The 17,556-nt window shown below is 24.0% G+C and carries 13 protein-coding genes and 3 tRNA genes; 12 read left to right on the top strand and 4 right to left on the bottom strand.

All coding sequences use genetic code 11. The features are described from left to right. The first annotated feature begins 159 nt into the window (after window positions 1-159). Window positions 160-1,461 carry a tRNA (N(6)-L-threonylcarbamoyladenosine(37)-C(2))-methylthiotransferase gene (locus MBBAR_RS03210; protein WP_080459828.1) on the top strand — a complete coding sequence of 434 codons (1,302 nt, stop codon included), beginning with the start codon at window positions 160-162 and terminating at the stop codon, window positions 1,459-1,461. Window positions 1,462-1,674: 213 nt separating this feature from the next. On the opposite strand, the gene cofH (MBBAR_RS03205) is transcribed toward MBBAR_RS03210, so the two are convergent. After that, window positions 1,675-2,781, bottom strand: a complete 1,107-nt coding sequence (gene cofH, locus MBBAR_RS03205) for a 5-amino-6-(D-ribitylamino)uracil--L-tyrosine 4-hydroxyphenyl transferase CofH (protein ID WP_080459827.1) — start codon at window positions 2,779-2,781, stop codon at window positions 1,675-1,677. Between the two features lie 737 nt (window positions 2,782-3,518). On the opposite strand from cofH (MBBAR_RS03205), the gene MBBAR_RS03200 reads away from it, so the two are divergent. From MBBAR_RS03200 to MBBAR_RS03190, 3 genes are all read left to right on the top strand, one after another. Continuing rightward, the gene (locus MBBAR_RS03200; protein ID WP_042703508.1) at window positions 3,519-3,719 is read left to right on the top strand and encodes a histone family protein; all 201 of its coding nucleotides are present in this window, start codon (window positions 3,519-3,521) and stop codon (window positions 3,717-3,719) included. A gap of 311 nt (window positions 3,720-4,030) precedes the next feature. Continuing rightward, window positions 4,031-4,102, top strand: a tRNA-Val gene (locus MBBAR_RS03195). A 4-nt stretch (window positions 4,103-4,106) separates the two neighbouring features. Continuing rightward, a tRNA-Phe gene (locus tag MBBAR_RS03190) sits at window positions 4,107-4,179 on the top strand. A 111-nt stretch (window positions 4,180-4,290) separates the two neighbouring features. Here the strand turns inward: MBBAR_RS03190 and MBBAR_RS03185 are convergent. Next, entirely contained in the window at window positions 4,291-4,725 is a 435-nt protein-coding gene (locus MBBAR_RS03185) for an SRPBCC family protein (RefSeq protein WP_080459826.1), read from the bottom strand. An 832-nt stretch (window positions 4,726-5,557) separates the two neighbouring features. Here MBBAR_RS03185 and MBBAR_RS03180 point away from each other — a divergent pair. Then, window positions 5,558-5,630 (top strand) — tRNA-Phe (locus tag MBBAR_RS03180). A gap of 232 nt (window positions 5,631-5,862) precedes the next feature. Here the strand turns inward: MBBAR_RS03180 and MBBAR_RS03175 are convergent. Further along, window positions 5,863-8,286, bottom strand: coding sequence for an Ig-like domain-containing protein (locus MBBAR_RS03175; protein ID WP_080459825.1), 2,424 nt, complete (start codon window positions 8,284-8,286; stop codon window positions 5,863-5,865). A gap of 956 nt (window positions 8,287-9,242) precedes the next feature. Here MBBAR_RS03175 and cofH (MBBAR_RS03165) point away from each other — a divergent pair. Both cofH (MBBAR_RS03165) and MBBAR_RS03160 read left to right on the top strand, forming a co-directional pair. Next, the gene (gene cofH / locus MBBAR_RS03165; protein WP_080459824.1) at window positions 9,243-10,364 is read left to right on the top strand and encodes a 5-amino-6-(D-ribitylamino)uracil--L-tyrosine 4-hydroxyphenyl transferase CofH; all 1,122 of its coding nucleotides are present in this window, start codon (window positions 9,243-9,245) and stop codon (window positions 10,362-10,364) included. Between the two features lie 664 nt (window positions 10,365-11,028). After that, window positions 11,029-11,751: a pseudomurein-binding repeat-containing protein gene (locus tag MBBAR_RS03160; RefSeq protein ID WP_080459823.1), complete on the top strand. Its 723-nt coding sequence runs from the start codon at window positions 11,029-11,031 to the stop codon at window positions 11,749-11,751. 273 nt (window positions 11,752-12,024) lie between these two features. Here MBBAR_RS03160 and MBBAR_RS03155 read toward each other — a convergent pair whose 3' ends face one another. Beyond that, window positions 12,025-12,276, bottom strand: a complete 252-nt coding sequence (locus tag MBBAR_RS03155; protein WP_080459822.1) for a hypothetical protein — start codon at window positions 12,274-12,276, stop codon at window positions 12,025-12,027. A 372-nt stretch (window positions 12,277-12,648) separates the two neighbouring features. Here MBBAR_RS03155 and MBBAR_RS03150 point away from each other — a divergent pair, with 372 nt between their 5' ends. The 5 genes from MBBAR_RS03150 to MBBAR_RS03130 all read left to right on the top strand — a co-directional run bounded on the left by MBBAR_RS03150 (window position 12,649) and on the right by MBBAR_RS03130 (window position 17,439). Continuing rightward, window positions 12,649-14,382: a tRNA uridine(34) 5-carboxymethylaminomethyl modification radical SAM/GNAT enzyme Elp3 gene (locus MBBAR_RS03150; protein WP_080459821.1), complete on the top strand. Its 1,734-nt coding sequence runs from the start codon at window positions 12,649-12,651 to the stop codon at window positions 14,380-14,382. Window positions 14,383-14,722: 340 nt separating this feature from the next. Continuing rightward, window positions 14,723-15,436, top strand: a complete 714-nt coding sequence (gene deoC, locus MBBAR_RS03145; protein ID WP_080459820.1) for a deoxyribose-phosphate aldolase — start codon at window positions 14,723-14,725, stop codon at window positions 15,434-15,436. 205 nt (window positions 15,437-15,641) lie between these two features. After that, complete coding sequence (locus tag MBBAR_RS03140) at window positions 15,642-15,992, top strand: hypothetical protein (RefSeq protein ID WP_080459819.1); 351 nt, start codon at window positions 15,642-15,644, stop codon at window positions 15,990-15,992. Window positions 15,993-16,499: 507 nt separating this feature from the next. Next, window positions 16,500-16,724 carry a PRC-barrel domain-containing protein gene (locus MBBAR_RS03135; protein WP_080459818.1) on the top strand — a complete coding sequence of 75 codons (225 nt, stop codon included), beginning with the start codon at window positions 16,500-16,502 and terminating at the stop codon, window positions 16,722-16,724. 415 nt (window positions 16,725-17,139) lie between these two features. Then, a complete protein-coding gene (locus tag MBBAR_RS03130; RefSeq protein ID WP_080459817.1) occupies window positions 17,140-17,439 on the top strand; it encodes a DUF2098 domain-containing protein in 300 nt (99 codons plus the stop codon). Window positions 17,440-17,556: the final 117 nt, after the last annotated feature.

Here is a 17,556-nt window from a genome sequence, read left to right as displayed (position 1 = left end):
AATGCCTTAATTAGTTAATATCTTAATTATTTAACATCTTAAATTATTTATTTATATAATAATTATAATTTTTTAATATTATATTTTTATAGTAGTACATACTCGTTATTTAAGTTTTTATATTGTTAATTTTTATTATTTGATATTTTAGTGGATAATATGGTAGTTTCAAAGGTTTTTATAGATACTTTTGGTTGTACATTTAACCAAGCTGATTCTCAAATCATGGCAGGTAATTTAGTAGAAAATGATTTTGAAATAGTAAATTCTATTGATGATGCAGACGTAGCTATTATAAATACTTGCTATGTAAAGCAACCTACAGAAAATAAAGTAACTAATAGAATACAGAAATTAAAGGATCAATTTCCAGAGCTTAAAGTCATTGTTAGTGGATGTATGGTTGAAATTGATCCAAAAAAACTGGATAAAATAGCTCCAGATACTTCATGGATTGGACCACATCAGCTTAATAAAACTACTAATGTTGTAAAAACTACTTTAAATGGTGAAACATCAAGAGAGTGTGGTTTTTCTAAAGATACAAAAGTAGGTATTCCAAAAGTCCGTTTTGATGAATTTATACATATTATTCAAATTTGTGAGGGTTGTTTAGGTGCTTGTAGCTATTGTTGTACTCGTTTTGCACGAGGTACACTTAATAGTTATCCTATTTCAGAAATTAAAAAAGAAGCAAAGGAAGCCTTGCTTGATGGTTGTACTGAAATTCAGCTAACTGCTCAAGATACAGCTGCTTTTGGAAAAGATACAAATGAAAAATTATCTGATTTAATTAAGGAGATAGCTAATCTTTCAATGGATCCAGATATTAAAAATGATTTTAGAATTCGTGTAGGTATGATGCATCCTAATAATATTGGTGATGATCTAGAAGATTTAATAAAAGCTTTCAAACACCCTAATGTTTATAAGTTTATTCATATTCCTATTCAATCAGGCAGTGACTCTATATTGTCTGATATGAGAAGAGGACATACTGTTAAAAAGTATATGAAAATTGTTAATCGATTTAAAAATGAAATTCCTGGCATAACTATAGCTACAGATATAATTGTAGGTTATCCAACTGAAAAAGAGTTAGATTTTAAGAGAACAGCTGATCTTTTAAGAGAATTAAAACCAGGACTTATTCATATCTCAAAATATAGACATAGAGAAGGTGCTCCATCTTCTGCTCTTGATGAAATACCTCATAAAGTTATGAAAAAACGTTCAAAGTATTTAACAGAAATTAAATCTGAAATTACTGAAGATGAAAATAAAGAGTTACTTGGATCAATACAAAAAGTTCTTGTGGTTGAAAAAGGTTCTAAAGGTGGATTTATAGCTAAAACTGATTCATATATTCCTGTGGTTGTGGAAGATGTTGTTATTGGGACTTTTGTTGATGTTAAGATAACTGAAGTTACAAGTACTTATCTAAGAGGGTCTTTAATATAATTAAGTATAATTTTAATATTTTTTCATTATAATTTTCTATTTCTTATAAATTCTAATAGAACTATTATGACTACTAATAATCATATAAAATTATATTAAAAATAATAAAATAATGACTTTATGGAACAAAGAAGAGCAAAAATAGTATTTTTCAGTAATAGATGTTGTAAGATTAACAATTTATAATATAATTGATAAATTTATTGATAAAATTTAAATATCAACTATATTCTCATATAAAGTATCTCTAAGTGCAGGAATTCTTCCAATATCTGTTATAATTGTTTTTAAATTATCTATTTCAGTACTACTTCCATAAGAAGCACCAGCTGATTTAGAAATGTTTTCTTCTCCAAGAGTTCCACCCATATCATTAGCTCCAGCCAATAAACATGTTTGAGCGAATTTAAAACCTAATTTTACCCATGAAACTTGTATATTAGGTATTAACTCTCTAAACATTAATCTGGCTATTGCATAAACTTTAAGGTCTTCTACTCCAGTTGCTCCAGGACTTGACCTTCCTTTTTGGTATATTGGTGTATTTTCGTGCATAAATGTAAGTGGAACAAACTCTGTAAAACCATGTGTTTCTTCTTGTATATTTCTGAGTATTTCCATGTGTTTTACTCTATCTTCTAATGTTTCTACATGTCCATACATCATTGTAGAAGTACTCCTAACTCCATTTTTATGAGCAGTTTTTATAACATCTTTCCATTCATCTACACTTAATTTTCCATTACATATAATTTTTCGAACATCATCATCTAAGATTTCAGCAGCTGTTCCAGTTATTGTTCCAAGACCTGCTTTTTTAAGGATTTTCAATGTTTCATCTACTGAAAGTTCTGCTTGTTTAGATCCATAATAAATTTCCATTGGTGAAAATGCATGTAAATGAACATCAGGACATTCTGCTTTTACACTTTTTACAATATCTTCATAAAAATAGGTATCTACATTTTCATGCAGTCCTCCTTGTATACATAATTCTGTTGCACCGTTTTTGTGAACTTTTTTAGCTATATCTACAATTTCATCAATATTCATGAAAAATGAATCTGTTTCTCCTTCATTTTTTTTAAATGCACAAAAACCACATGTACCTGAGCATATATTTGTAAAATTAATATTCCAATTATTAATAAAAGTTACATTGTTTCCTACAATTTCTTCTCTCACTAAATCAGCAGTAGCTATTAAACCATTTATATCATGTCCCTTCACATTCATCAAATATAGTGCATCATCATAAGATAAAGCTTCATCAAGAGCTTTATTTAAAATTTTTTGGGTTTTTTCACTTATATTTAGCATAGAATCAGTTCCATTTTTATTAATTCCATTTTTATTAGTTATAATCTTATTATTTTTATTTTTACTAACTATATTTTTACTAATTTGAACTAATTTGATTTTTCTTAGTTATTTTTCTTAGTTATATTTTTAATAATTTAATTTTTATTAATAAAACATATATTTTAATAGTGTTTCATTTTTTTATTAGATTACTTTATTAATATTATTTTTTGTTTTTTCTATTTTCTATTTTCTATTTTCTATTTTCTATTTTCTATTTTCTATTTTTTTATCTTTTTATTTTTTAATTTATTCTATTAACTTTATTTTATTTAATATATGAATTATTTAATGTGATAAATATACGATTTTTTTATTATAATCGTATTTTATTCTATTAATATTCTTTAAAACACTATTATAATAATTTTTAGACTTTAGAACCATTATAAAAGCTTTAAATGGATTTTTAATAATATTCGTTATGTTCCAAACTTTTTAAATGAATTTTATTTAATTTTAATGAAATTAATAATTATTTACAAATTTTTCTTATTACTTTTTGTTCTTTATATTAACTATTTTTCATATCTTAGTTTATTTAATCTTTAATTTTCAGATTTTAGGATTTTTATTTTTTCATTGTATAATCCTATATTAAAAAAGATTATTCTTATGATATTATCTAATATTATAGGCTTATAACCGATACATTTATATACTAAGTTGTACAACTTTAAATTGGAGGTGAAAATATGAGTGAATTACCAATCGCACCTGTAGGTCGTATATTAAAAAATGCCGGTGCTCAAAGAATTAGTGATGACGCAAAAATTGCATTAGCAGAAGCACTAGAAGAACAAGGTGAAGCTTTAGCTAAAAGTGCTGTTAGCTATGCTCGCCATGCCGGTAGGAAAACTGTAAAAGCTGAAGACATTAAATTAGCTATTAAATAAGGAAGTTTTTTACTATTGGTCGTTTCTGACCAATTTATTTTTTTATTATACAGTTTTTACTATCTAATTTTAAATATTTTTAATATTTAACTTAAAAATTTTTATTATAAATTTTATCTATATTTTTTTTATAGAGTATACCACTTTATAACCACCATTGTGTGACCTATATTAGAAAGTGTAATCGTAAATTTCATTAGATTTATATTATTTCAAAATATATTTTGTATAAATAATCTTTCTAAAATACAAAAATTCAGAAAAAATAGAAAAGGTTATATATGAATTAAACTAAATCTTAGTAAGGTATAGGGCCGGTGGTCTAGGGGTATGATACCGCCTTGACATGGCGGTGATCACGAGTTCGAATCTCGTTCGGCCCATTTTGCCGTGGTAGTTCAGTTGGGAGAACGCTAGACTGAAGATCTAGATGTCGCTGGTTCAAGTCCGGCCCACGGCATTCTTTTTTACTTATTTTCTGCATGTTTTTATTAGTTTATCACTGTTTATTTTAAAAATATTTATCACTTTTTTGATATATTCTTTTTAATTATTTTTTATTTTCCAGTTTCTATTTCTCTGCTAATTCTTTGAGTTTTTGAAGTGCTTTTAACCACATTTCTTGCATCATTTCTTTAAATTCTTCAACTACATCCATATCAATTAAAACTTCTGTGTTACTATTTATTTCCTTGAATGTATAATTTTCAAGCATACCTGCCCATTCAGCTTCTTTTTCTTTTCCATCCTCTATCTCGCATCTATGTTCAATGGAAATATATTCATATGGTCTGTTTTCTTTTATTTTACTTACCATTCCACCTGTCTTTCCTTTTTCATCAGGTGCAAGGAAAAGAATTTTACTTCCTTCACTCCAATCCCCAACGTAATAAGAACCAGGCATAAATACATCGGTCCATAATGGATAAGTATCCTTACCTAACATTATATCCCAAACTTTTTCTTTTGGTGCCTTTATAATGATTGACAAATATATTTTTTCCATAATTTTTCCTCCATTAAGATATAATTTCCTTATATTTTAAAATTAATTTATATAATTTGGATAAATTCTTTATTTTCTTATTATATTAGTATCCTATCCAATCAAAATTATTTAATTAATTACAAAACCATAGTGAAATGTTAATATTGTTCCTTGTTTTTAGTAACATTCAAATTTTCTTGTTTTATTAGTTACCTAATAATATCTTATAAAAAATTTAGTTCTTAACTTAATATTAAATTTCAATTTCTTTTCAGAAAATAGATAACTTTATCAAAACTAATTCCTCCTTCATAATATAGATTTTGATGTTTCAAAATCAATAGTATAAGACTTAAGTATTGATATTTAAAAAAATTATTATTTTATAATTACTTTAATATTTTATAATTATTATTTTTTATTTAATATTTTATGCTATTATTTATGTATTTTATATTAATTAAACATTCAAAATATTACATTCATTGAAAAAGATATTTAATTAATAACATAATATAGTAATTTTAATATCAAAAATCTTGTATTTTTAATAATTTGTATTAAAAAATGCTAATTTCGATGAAAAATGAAGGATTTTGTAGAAATGAATTTTTTATAAATTAAAAATAATTCTTAATTGCTAATTTGTTATTAATTAAACGTATTATTGTAATTTAATTATCTAAATCTATTCTTAAATTATCTGGTTCATCTGAAAAATGATTGTGTAAGCTTATATTGGATTTAAACTTTCTATATTTATTATAATAAGATATAAGGCCAGTGGTCTAGTGTGATACCTCCTTGACATGGATATGGTCACGAATTTAAATTTCATTCGGCCTATTTTGTCGTGGTAGTTCAGTTGGGAGAACGCTAGACTGAAGATCTAGATGTCGCTGGTTCAAGTCCTGTCCACGGCATTCTTTTTTACTTATTTTTCTGTTTATTATATTTTTTAAATTATCTATTTTTTATAATTTTTTTTGAAATGCTTTGAAAATAATATAACAAAAATATGATTAAAATTTAATTAATATAGTAGGATTAGAAAAGAAACTTTTAGAGATGTTTATAAATTTGAATATTAAATAATTTAAAAAATATAAAAAATAAAAAAGTAGTAATTTTTATATTATTAATTGCTTTTGTTTTTTATAGTTTTATTTTACTAGTTTTATAGCTTTTGTTGTAATTTTTATCTCCTCTGAACACTGTTTTTACTGCCATTTTTCCGTGTTTTTTTGTGTATTTGAATAAAGCTATTCCTTTACTATTAGTTTTAGCTTTTCCCACATATTTTCCTTTTATGTAGAATTTAATTACTTTCTTTTTTAATGGCTTTCCGAGTGCAGATATTTTCACGAGGATTCTTTTTTTGTAAAGTTTATTTTTTAATCCCATTGATACTTTAGCTTTGGTTGCTTTGAATGATTTAGTGGATTCTATTTTATTATATTGTGAATCACCAATAAATGAAGTTTTCACTGTGTATTTAGCTACTTTTGGTATTTTGTATTTTAGTTTAGCTATTCCTTCTTTGTTAGTGGTTGCACTTCCAATGAATTTTCCATTAACATAAAAATTAACCTTTTTATTTGCTAATGCTTTTCCATCTGAGGTTAATTTTGTGGTTAATGTTATTGTTTGTCCATAACTACCTTTTATTGTTGATGTTGATATTTTTGTGTTTATTTTTGAAATATTAAATGATTTATTATATGATTCTTCATCTAATTTTAATAGTATGTTATTTACACCTATAATTGGTTTTATATTAATGAGTTCTTTAGATGTGTATTCTCCAATGTATTTTTCATTATTGTAAGCTTTGACATTTATATTTGGTAGTTTTTCAAAACCACTAGTGTCGTTAGTACCATTTAAAACAAAACTTACTTTAAAAATGGCATTCTCAATATTTGATGGTTTGTTAATATTGGTGAAAAAGACTGTATAGTAATTATTTAATATAGCTCCTGATATTTTTGAACTTGGGTTATCGTTAGATCCCCACCAATTAAAATTTAGATTGTTTGGTCCGTTTTCAGTAGAAATTATATATTTTCCGTTGTTATAGCATTCTGCAAATGTTGAATAAGTAATATTTAAAATACCTACAGAATTGAAAATAATTCTTCCATTGTTACTTTTGAATATGGAGCTTGTTATTGTTGTTGAGTTTGAATAGTGAGAGCTGATAGTATTTCCATAGTTTGTTGAATTGTTATCTGTGAAATTAGTATTATCAATATTTAATATTGCACTCATTCCATGATTTATAGCTCCTCCTCCACCATTTTTCGCAGTATTATTTGTGAATATAGCACTTATAATATTTAAAACTGCTGTTTGCTCATGGTTAGTTATGGCTCCACCACTATTTGCTGTATTGTTAATAAAACTCGAATTATTAATATTTAAATAGTTTGTATTGTATATGGCTCCACCATTTGTTGCATTGTTATCTTTAAAATATGAATTAGTAATATCTAGGGTAGCATTGTTATTTATTGCACCACCATTTGAATTAGCTTCGTTGTTTGTAAAATTAGTTTTATCAATAGTCATCGAAACATTTAAGTTGTAGTTAGTTAGATTTTTAGTTTCTGGAATGTATATGGCTCCACCATTTGTTGCAGTATTATTTTGGAATCTGGATTGTGTAATATTCAAATTATGTCCATAGTTATATATTGCCCCACCCAGTGTTGCAGTATTATTATAAAAATTAGAGTTACTTATATCTAAAGAACCAGTTACTGCTCCTCCTATATATTCAAATTGACCTGCTATTGCTCCTCCGTAGGTTGCATTGTTGTGTTTAAAAGTTGAATTTATAATATTAAATACATCATTTGATGTATATATTGCTCCTCCGTAGGTTGCACTGTTATTTTCAAAGATAGAATTTTTTATATTTGCTCCTCCGTAAATTGCACCTCCTTCATTTGCCGTATTATTGATAAAAATGCAATTATTGATATTTATTTTTTCATTAAAGGAACTTATTGCTCCTCCACTGTTTGCAGTATTATTTGTAAAATTAGAATTAACAATATATGCATATCCTGTATTGTATATAGTTCCTTTATTATTTAATAATATGGAGTTATCGATAGTTAAATTACCATAATTATAAATAATTCCATAATTATTATTATAAAGATTATTTGTAATTGTACAGTTTATTAATGTTAAATTACCTCCATTTACTAGTAATCCATTGAAAATCCATCCTGAATTTTTTATTATCATGTTAATTAGAGTTAAATTTCCATCATTTATTATATATTTACCGTCAACAAATTCATAGTCTATTGCTGCTTTCTTATTTGGATCTTTACTTTGAATTGTAATGTTTTTACCTGCATTTATAGTAAGTTTTGTATTGTTTTCTCCAGTGTATGTTTTATTTTCAAGATTAATAACACCATTATCTATACTATCAATAGCATCTTGAATAGTTTCTGAATCAGTTACATTAACTGTTTCAGCCGCTGATACTGAGCTTATAGCTAGTATGGAGAATAATATAGTTAATGTTATTATTCCTATTTTTTTATTTGTTTTTTTCATTTTTTATTCACCCCTTTTTTAATATCTTTTTAGTAATACTTATATTTTTAGGCATACCTAAATTTTTATTATATTTACTACTATATTTTGAAAAATTGTTTAGTAGTAATATAAAAATTTATATCAAGTATTATTTAAATAATACTAAATATTTTTGTTCTATTTTCCAAAAACAATATTTATAAAATATTTAATGATTTATATCTAACAAACGCTTAGAATATAATAAAATAAAAGAATACTAATAACTTTTAGACTTCCAACAGTCCAAAAATATTTAAAGAAATGGAAAAAATTTAAACCTTTAATCTTAAAATAAAGAGTTTTATATTATCTTTTTAAATCATTTAATTTATCTAAAAATGAGCTTTGGTGTACTGTTTGACTTTAAATCCTCTATCTAAATCTTAGAAAGGTATTGGGTCAGTAGTTTAGGGGTATGATACCTACTTGACATATGGATGATCAGGAGTTCGAATCTCGTTTTGTTCATTGCCGTGATATTTCAGCCGGGAGAACGCTAAACTGGAGATCTAGATGATACTGGTTCAAGTTTGGCCCACAGCATTCATTATTTTCTCTTATTCTCCTATTATTTTTATTTTTACTTGCTTTTGATTATTTTTATTTTATAATTCTTACTATGAACTTTTTATCTTATTTTTAAGATATTGTATTAATTCTAGGATATTCATATTATTTTTGGAATGTTATTTTTGATATTTTATTATATATTTTATTATTATTTTATATATGAAATCAACTAAAAACAACAATCAGAGTCAAAACTAGTATATTTAAATACTTGAATCTTATATTAATATTATTTAATTAAATTATTTCTTAATTAAATTATTTATTTAATTACTTATTATTTATTTAATTTTAAAAAGAATATGTTAATTATATTAATTATATTAAATATAATTGTTAAAATTCTGATAAAGTGATATGATATGTTAGATAAGTTGCCTATTTCTCTTAAAACCCAAAAAATTTTAGATAAAGCTCTTGATGAACCTATATCTTATGAAGATGCAAATTATTTAATTAATGTTGGTGGTTCTGATTTATTTGCTTTAGTTGCAACAGCTGATTATTTAAGAAAAGAAATAGTTGGTAATAATGTAACTTTTATTAATAATTGTAATATTAATTTTACCAATGTTTGCACGGTTAAATGTGGTTTTTGTGCTTTTGCACGTGATTTAGGGGACTATGATGCTTATATTTTAACTGATGAAGAGATATTAAAAAAAGCTTCTCAAGCTGTAGAAAATGGAGCTAGAGAGTTTTGTTTAATGGGTGGAGTTCTTCCTGATGCAAATATTGAATATTATGAAGATTTACTTAAATTATTAAAAAACGAATTTCCAAATATTTTAATCCATGGATTTTCTCCAACAATGATTTATGATGCTTCTTTAAAATCTGAAATGGATATTGATGATTCATTTAATGCTTTAAAAAAAGCTGGATTAGATACTTTACCTGGAACAGCAGCAGAAATTTTAACAGATAGATCAAGAAATTTAATATGTCCTTCAAAAGTAAATGTTTCTAAGTGGATAGATATTGTAAAATCTGCTCATAATATTGGAATTCCAAGTTCAGCTACCATGATGTATGGGCATGTAGAAAATATCCAAGAACGTGTTGAACATTTAGAAATTTTAAGAAATATTCAATTAGAAACTAAAGGATTTACTGAATTTATTCCAATGACTTTTATGTATGAATACTCTCCAATTTATAATGCTGGAGTGAAAAATTTAGGTGCAACTGGTACAGAAGATTTAAAACTATATGCTGTTTCTAGATTAATGTTTAGAGATTTAATACCTAACATACAAGTTTCATGGGTAAAAATGGGATTTAAATTCGCTCAAATATCTTTAACAGCTGGTGCTAATGATTTAGGTGGAACTTTAGGTGGAGACGAATTATCTCAAGCTTCAGGAGCTCCAAATGGTGTTGATGCATCTATTGAACAGCTATCTAATATTGTTAAAGATCTTGGTAGATTGCCTGTTGAAAGAAATTCTAAATATACAGAATTTTATCCTATTAATTATTAAGTGAATAATGGAGTTAAATGGCTATTATTTCAATATTTTTGAATATTTTTCTTATTTTAAAATTAATAATAACTATTTATGTAAGAATTATGTTCCCAATCAACTTTTCCATGACTGAGAGTATGTTTTAATTGATAAGAGGAAATTTTTAAAAAATACTTTAAAAAATAAATAATATTTGTATATTTTTTTTATTAATTGGGAACATTATTTTTTGATGTTAAATTTTTTATTTTAACATCTAATTTAATATTATGATATACTAATATATAAACTTTTCAATTTCATTTTATAAAAATTAAATTTCATTTGATTAATTTTTAACCTTCTTAAAAATGAATTTTTAATATATAGATTAAAAATTAGTACTTTTGTTTAATTGTTTATATTATATATTCATATAGATTATATTAATATAGATTTTATAATTTTTGACTAGATTGTTTTATCTTTAGTGGATTGTTAGTTTAACAGTCTTTTAAATCATTTATATTAATGTTTTTACGTTTTAGAATTATATTTCCCAATATATTTATATATCATTTGATATATAGTTTTAGATATGAATTATTATATATTTATATTATATTAACATTTAGTTAATATTAATATAGAATTATGTAATAAATATTTATTAATTTATTAATTTATTGGAGGTGAAAATATGTTGAATTTTAAAATGAAAATATCATTAATTGGGATATTAATAATTACTTTAATTAGTATATCTCCTATATATGCAGAGGAAATGAACAATACTGATGAAGCAATTGATATTGAAATTGATGATATTAATGAAGATTTAAACTTAGTTGAAGAAACAGAAAATAGTAGTGAAGATATTCAAAATGCTCCAGTTGTGGAAAATAATGTGGATATTTCATCTAGTGAAGTTACTGCAACTCGGATACTTGGTATGTATGGAATTGCGGATGCTGCCTCAAGAGTTAAAAACTTTGTGGATGTTAATGGTAGATTGCCAAATTATGTGACTGTTTATAGTCAAACTGGATATTATAATTTGTCTATGCCTGATTTTTTATATGTATTAGCAAAAACTACAATTAATTTTAATAATGGTATAATTACTGATATATATTCAAATTATTATTCTAATCCTACTTCTCCTACTGGTGTTTCTATTAATGGTCAAATAACTAAAGCTAATTACTATGCTTATGCTCAGTCTATTGTGAGTTTTATGGATAGTAATGGTAGGGCGCCTAATTATCTTAGTACTTCTTTAGGTAATATGCAATACCAAACTGTGATATATATGTATTCTTTAATATTAGCATTTCAATGGGATAATGATAGGTTACCTAACTATGTGACTATTAATATTGCTTCTAGTCATTCAATTAATAATTATTTACCTGTTTATTGATTCATTAGTTGATTGTAGAATAGTATTTAATAAAATTAAAATTTCTTTATTTTTTATTTTTTCTAAAAGTGATAAAAAATCTACTTATTTTATTAAAAATAATTTTTAATTAAATAATTAATAGTATTAAGTTGTATGTTTATTTTTATAAAAATTAAAGGAAAAAAATAAAAAATAAAATAAAATAATAAAATGAAAACAGTAAAAATAGTAAAGCTATTAAAAAGATAAATGATAATTAAAATAAATTATAGAATAAGTATAATATTTTTTTTATTCGAACTTTATAAAGTATCCTCGGATTATACATCCCTCTTCAGATAAAGTTTGATTATCAATTTCACAATCAAATAACATTCTTCCACTATTCAATTTAACATCAAACTTCCCAAGCTTTTTGATTTTATCAAAGTCATTTTTATCATCTAATTTTGCTGTAAAGAATTTTCCTTTTACAACAATGTCTGATATGTTATAGTTGTTCATAACATCGATTACTTTTCCTTTACCTACTTCTTCACTCATATTCTCACCAGATATTTATAATATTATGGATTGTTTTTATAATATAATATTATTATTTGTTTTCATTACTTTAATAATTTTTTAAATTATTTGTAATATTTGGAAATTGTTTGTAATATCTAGCAATGATAATATTAAACTAAAAACATAGATAAACTAAAAAAACTAGACTAAAAAAATTATTAAAATTAAAAAATCAAATAAAAATTTTAAAAAATATTTAAGAAACAGATTTTAATAATAATAAAAACATAATAAAAAATATTAGACATATAGAAAATTCAATGGATAATAATTAATATAAATTTTTATCTATAAAAAATAAAGCTAATTAAAACAAAATAATAATAATAATAATAATGGAGAATAGCTATGGAAAAAGCATGTCAAATTATAATTAACGAAATTATAGATGGAAAAATAGTTACAAGGCGTGATTTAGAAATAGCTAAAAGAAAAGCTTGCAGAGATTATGATCTACCTAAATTCATGAGTAATACTGAAATTTTAGAATGCACAACAGATGAAGAAAGGGAACTAGTATCAAATGTTCTTAGAAAGAAGCCTACAAGAACCATATCGGGAGTAGCTATTGTTGCAGTTATGTGCCATCCTCATGAATGCCCACATGGAAGATGTTTTTATTGTCCAGAAAGTGATGTTGCACCTCCTAGCTATACTGGTGAAGAACCAGCAGCACTTAGAGCTAGAATGTTTAAATTTGATCCATATGACCAAACATATAATCGACTTAAACAGTTGTCTACAGTAGGACACCCAATAGATAAAGTAGAACTAATAATAATGGGAGGAACATTTCCTTCAAGAGAATCATCATACCAAGAATGGTTTATATCACAATGTTTAAAAGCAATGAATGATTTTGGAGATAGTTCTAAAAAGAATAGTTCTAAAGGAGATAAATCTAAAGTATATAATTTTAAAGAATCTAATTCTAAAGAAGCTAATTTTAAAGCATATAATTCTAAAAAAGATAATTCTAGAGAGAATATTTTTAAAAAGGTTAAAACATATCCTCCCTATGGTTATGTTTTACTTGAAGATGTTCAAAAAGCTAATGAAGATGCAAAAGTTCGTTGCATAGGAATGACCTTTGAAACAAGACCGGATTTCTGTAAAATAGAAGATGTAAATAGAATGCTTAAAATGGGAGTCACACGAGTAGAACTTGGAGTTCAAACCTTATATGATGACATATATGAAAAAATGGAAAGAGGTCATACAATAAAAGATGTTATAAATGCAAATCAGATACTTAGAGATTCTGGAATTAAAGTAGCTATGCATCTTATGCCAGGATTACTCCAAACTCCTGATGAAGATTATGAAATGTTTAAAGCATTGTTTGAAAATCCAAACTTCAAACCAGATATGTTAAAAATTTACCCCTGTCTTGTAACAAAAGGAAGTAAATTATATGATTTATGGAAAAAAGGAGAATATACTCCTTATACAGATGAAGAAGCTGTAGATTTAATTGTTAAAATTAAAAAAATTCTTCCAAAATGGGTAAGAACGATGCGAATCCAAAGAGATATTCCAGCTAAATTAATAGAAGCAGGAGTTAAAAAATCAAACCTTGGAGAGCTTGTTTATAATAAACTTGAGGAGGAAGAAGTGAACTGTAACTGTATAAGATGCAGAGAGATAGGGCATAAAATAAATAAATCAAAAAAAGACTTAAAATTAAATTATAATGATTTTAAACTATTTAAAGAGGAATATGAAGCTACTGGGGGTAGAGAAATTTTCTTATCTTTTGAAGATGATATGGAAGAAACCATAGCTGGTTTTTTAAGATTAAGATTCCCATCAGAGAAAGCTCATAGAAAAGAAATTACAAAATCAACAGCAATAGTTAGAGAACTTCATGTTTATGGAAATATGCTAGAAATAGGATCAAAAGGAAAAAATATTGGTCAGCACACAGGCTTTGGAGAAAAACTCCTTAAAAAAGCTGAAGAAATAGCTATTAAAAATAGTAAAGATAAGATGGTAATAATTAGTGGAATAGGAGCTAGAAATTATTACTGTAAGTTTGGATATGAACTAGAAGGTCCTTATATGGTAAAAAAATTGATATAATTTAATATATTTTAATATAATTTAATATAAACTATTATAGGTTATTATAAACCATTATAAACTATTATAGAATATTATATGCTATTATAAACTATTATAAAATATATTATAAACTATATAAAATAGTATAATTGTTATAATTATTATAAAATGTTATAATTATTATAATTATTACTATAATTAATTTTTAATGATAATTAAAAATATAATTAATAAAATAAATCCAATGAAATATAAAAATAATAAATCAAATCCGATTAAAAATAAAAATAATAGATTTGATTAAATAAAAATAATAAAATAGATCTGATTAAGAATAAATAAAGTAGGTGTGATAATTATGATGAAAATAAATTCTTCTGAAGAGTTAGCTATTAAAATAGAGCATACAAATTTAAATAATCTTGCAAAAAAAGAAGATATAGAACATTTAGCTAAAAAAGCTAAGGAATATGGTTTTTGTGCAGTTGTTGTATCTCCTTATTTTGTTGAATATGCAAAAAATCTTTTAAAAGATACTGAAATTAAAGTAGTAACTGTAGTAGGTTTTCCTTTAGGATTTACAGCCCCTGAATCAAAAGAAAAAGAAGCAGAAATAGCTATAAAATCTGGAGCAGATGAAATAGACATGGTTGTTAATATTCAAGCTTTTAAATCCGAAGATTATGATACAATAACTAAAGAAATTGAAATGGTGAGGAAAGTAACTGATGGTAAAATCCTTAAGGTTATAATAGAAGCTGAACATTTAAATGATGAAGAAATCATTAAAATAAGTGAAATAATCAGAGATGCTGGAGCAGATTATATAAAAACATCAACTGGAATGAGTGGGCAAAGTCCAAAAGCTGCAAACATTGTTTTAATGAGAAAAATTGCTCCAAATATTAAAATTAAAGCTTCTGGAGCAGTAAAAGATTATAAAACTTCAATTAGATTAATTAGTTCAGGAGCTGATAGAATAGGCACATCTTCTGGAGACTTAATCATTGAAGAATATAAAAGAATTTATGATAAACAGCTAATGGATGCCCCAAAAGGTTTCATGAAATAAGCAGTGCACATAATAGACATTATACATAAATAGATATTATAAAGTAGACATTATATAAAATAGACATTAGATATAAAGTAGATATTATAAAATAGACATTACATTAAAAGTAGATATTATATAAAAATAGACAGTACATATAAAGTAGACATTATATTATATAAAATAAAAATTACACATTATAAATATAAAAGTATGTGAAAAAATGGATAATCATAATAAAAACACATATTCAATATTTTTTAATGGTGAAACCTTAGAACTGGAATTAATATTCAGTTTAGAGGGTACTAATGTAATGTATTTTACAAAATATAAATTATTATTTAATTCTGATGAGTGGGAGACAATTAACTTAATAGAAGGTGATTTAATCCCTCTTATAAATCAATTAGATGAAATTAATAGAAACAATAAAATGAAAAAATATGAAGAATTTCGAGAGAAATTAAATAATATTTGGGAAACTTATCTTTTAGAAAGAGAAGCTATAAGATTAGAAACAAATCAAGAAAAAGATTTCAACAATGGGATAATAATCAAAAGAACAAAGTAAATAATATTCCAACATTATATAAGATTATTTGAGCTTTATATAAAATAATAAAAATTTCATTTATAATAATATACATTTCATTTATAGATAACGTTAATATAGTTGTTTTAAATAATATATTTACTTCAATCAGTATATTTACTTTAAATATTTATTTTTACATAAAATTCATATTGATTTTAATTTTTTTATTTTAAACTTTTTATTTGATTTTTTAGTTTTAATAAGTTTTTTAGATAATATAGATAATTATATATATTTTTAATACAATATTTATTATAATTATTATATAAAAAAGATATTAAAACTAAAAAAGAGATTATTATAAAATATTAAAAAATATATTGCAAAGATAATTATTAATCCAAAAGATATTGATATTAAGGATTTATTGATAATATTAATGTTAATAATTTATCAATTTAATAATAGATTTTTTAGTAATTTTTTAATATCTTTTTAATAGGCTTAGTAACTTTTAATATTTTTTATTATTGGAGGGGTTAAATGAGAATTAAAGACTTATTAGGGATGCAAGTACTCGATATTGATGCAATGGACATTGGAAAAGTTACTGATGTTGATTTTAATGAAACAAGTGGTCAAATAAATAAGATAGTTGTTTCTTTAAAGAAAAACATTTTTTCTCATGATGAAGTTTTAGTCCATTTTGACAACATTAAAAGTATTGGGGATTATGTTTTATTGAAAATAAATATTGAGAATAAATAATTTTTTAAAATAAAATTATTTAGAATAAAAAAAGTTAGAATTAAGGTTATTATCTAGTTAAATCTTATTATTTAGTTAACTTTTATTAATTAGCTAAGTTTTTACTAGCTAATATTATTTAGCTAACTATTTATTAGTTAGCTAAGTTTTTACTGTTAATATTATTTAGCTAATTTTTTATTTATTTAATCTTTATTATTTAGCTAAAGCTTATTATTTAATTAAATCTTTGATTAATATTTAAGTAAATTTTTATTGTATTATTTTATATTAATTTATATTAAGTTATATTAAGTTACATAACTATACTAATTTATATAGCTTAAATTATCAATTAAATTATCTTACATTATCTTATGTTAATTTTAATAATACGACTAATTTTATTATTAATTTGATTTTTAGTAGGGATTTTATGAACATTAAAGATGCAAGAGGAAGAACTATCGAAATTGGCTTTTATATTCGTTATACTGGAACTGGGACTATTGGTAATGTTGTAGATTTAAAAACTGATGAAGAAGGCATTGGTTGGGCTAAAATGGAAGAACCAAATCTATGGTATTCTGAAGATGTAATTGAAATTGTTGATGAAGATAATATTAAAGATAAAGATTTCAAAGATAAAAAATTCAATGTTGATGAGCTTAAAGAAAGGAATCATGATTTTGAAGAACCTTCATTAACTTCTGGTGGTGCTGAAGGAGGAGGTTAATTTATTATTATTTAATCTTTTAATTAATTATTTTTTAATTAATTATATTTTAACTAATTATATTTTCTCATTTATTTACATTTCTCATTTAGTTATATTCTCAGTTATTTACATTTG

The sequence above is a fragment of the Methanobrevibacter arboriphilus JCM 13429 = DSM 1125 genome, from assembly GCF_002072215.1.
Taxonomy (GTDB): domain Archaea; phylum Methanobacteriota; class Methanobacteria; order Methanobacteriales; family Methanobacteriaceae; genus Methanobinarius; species Methanobinarius arboriphilicus.
The sequence above is the reverse complement of the archived record's forward strand: the minus strand, read 5'-3'. Positions and strand labels throughout refer to the sequence as shown.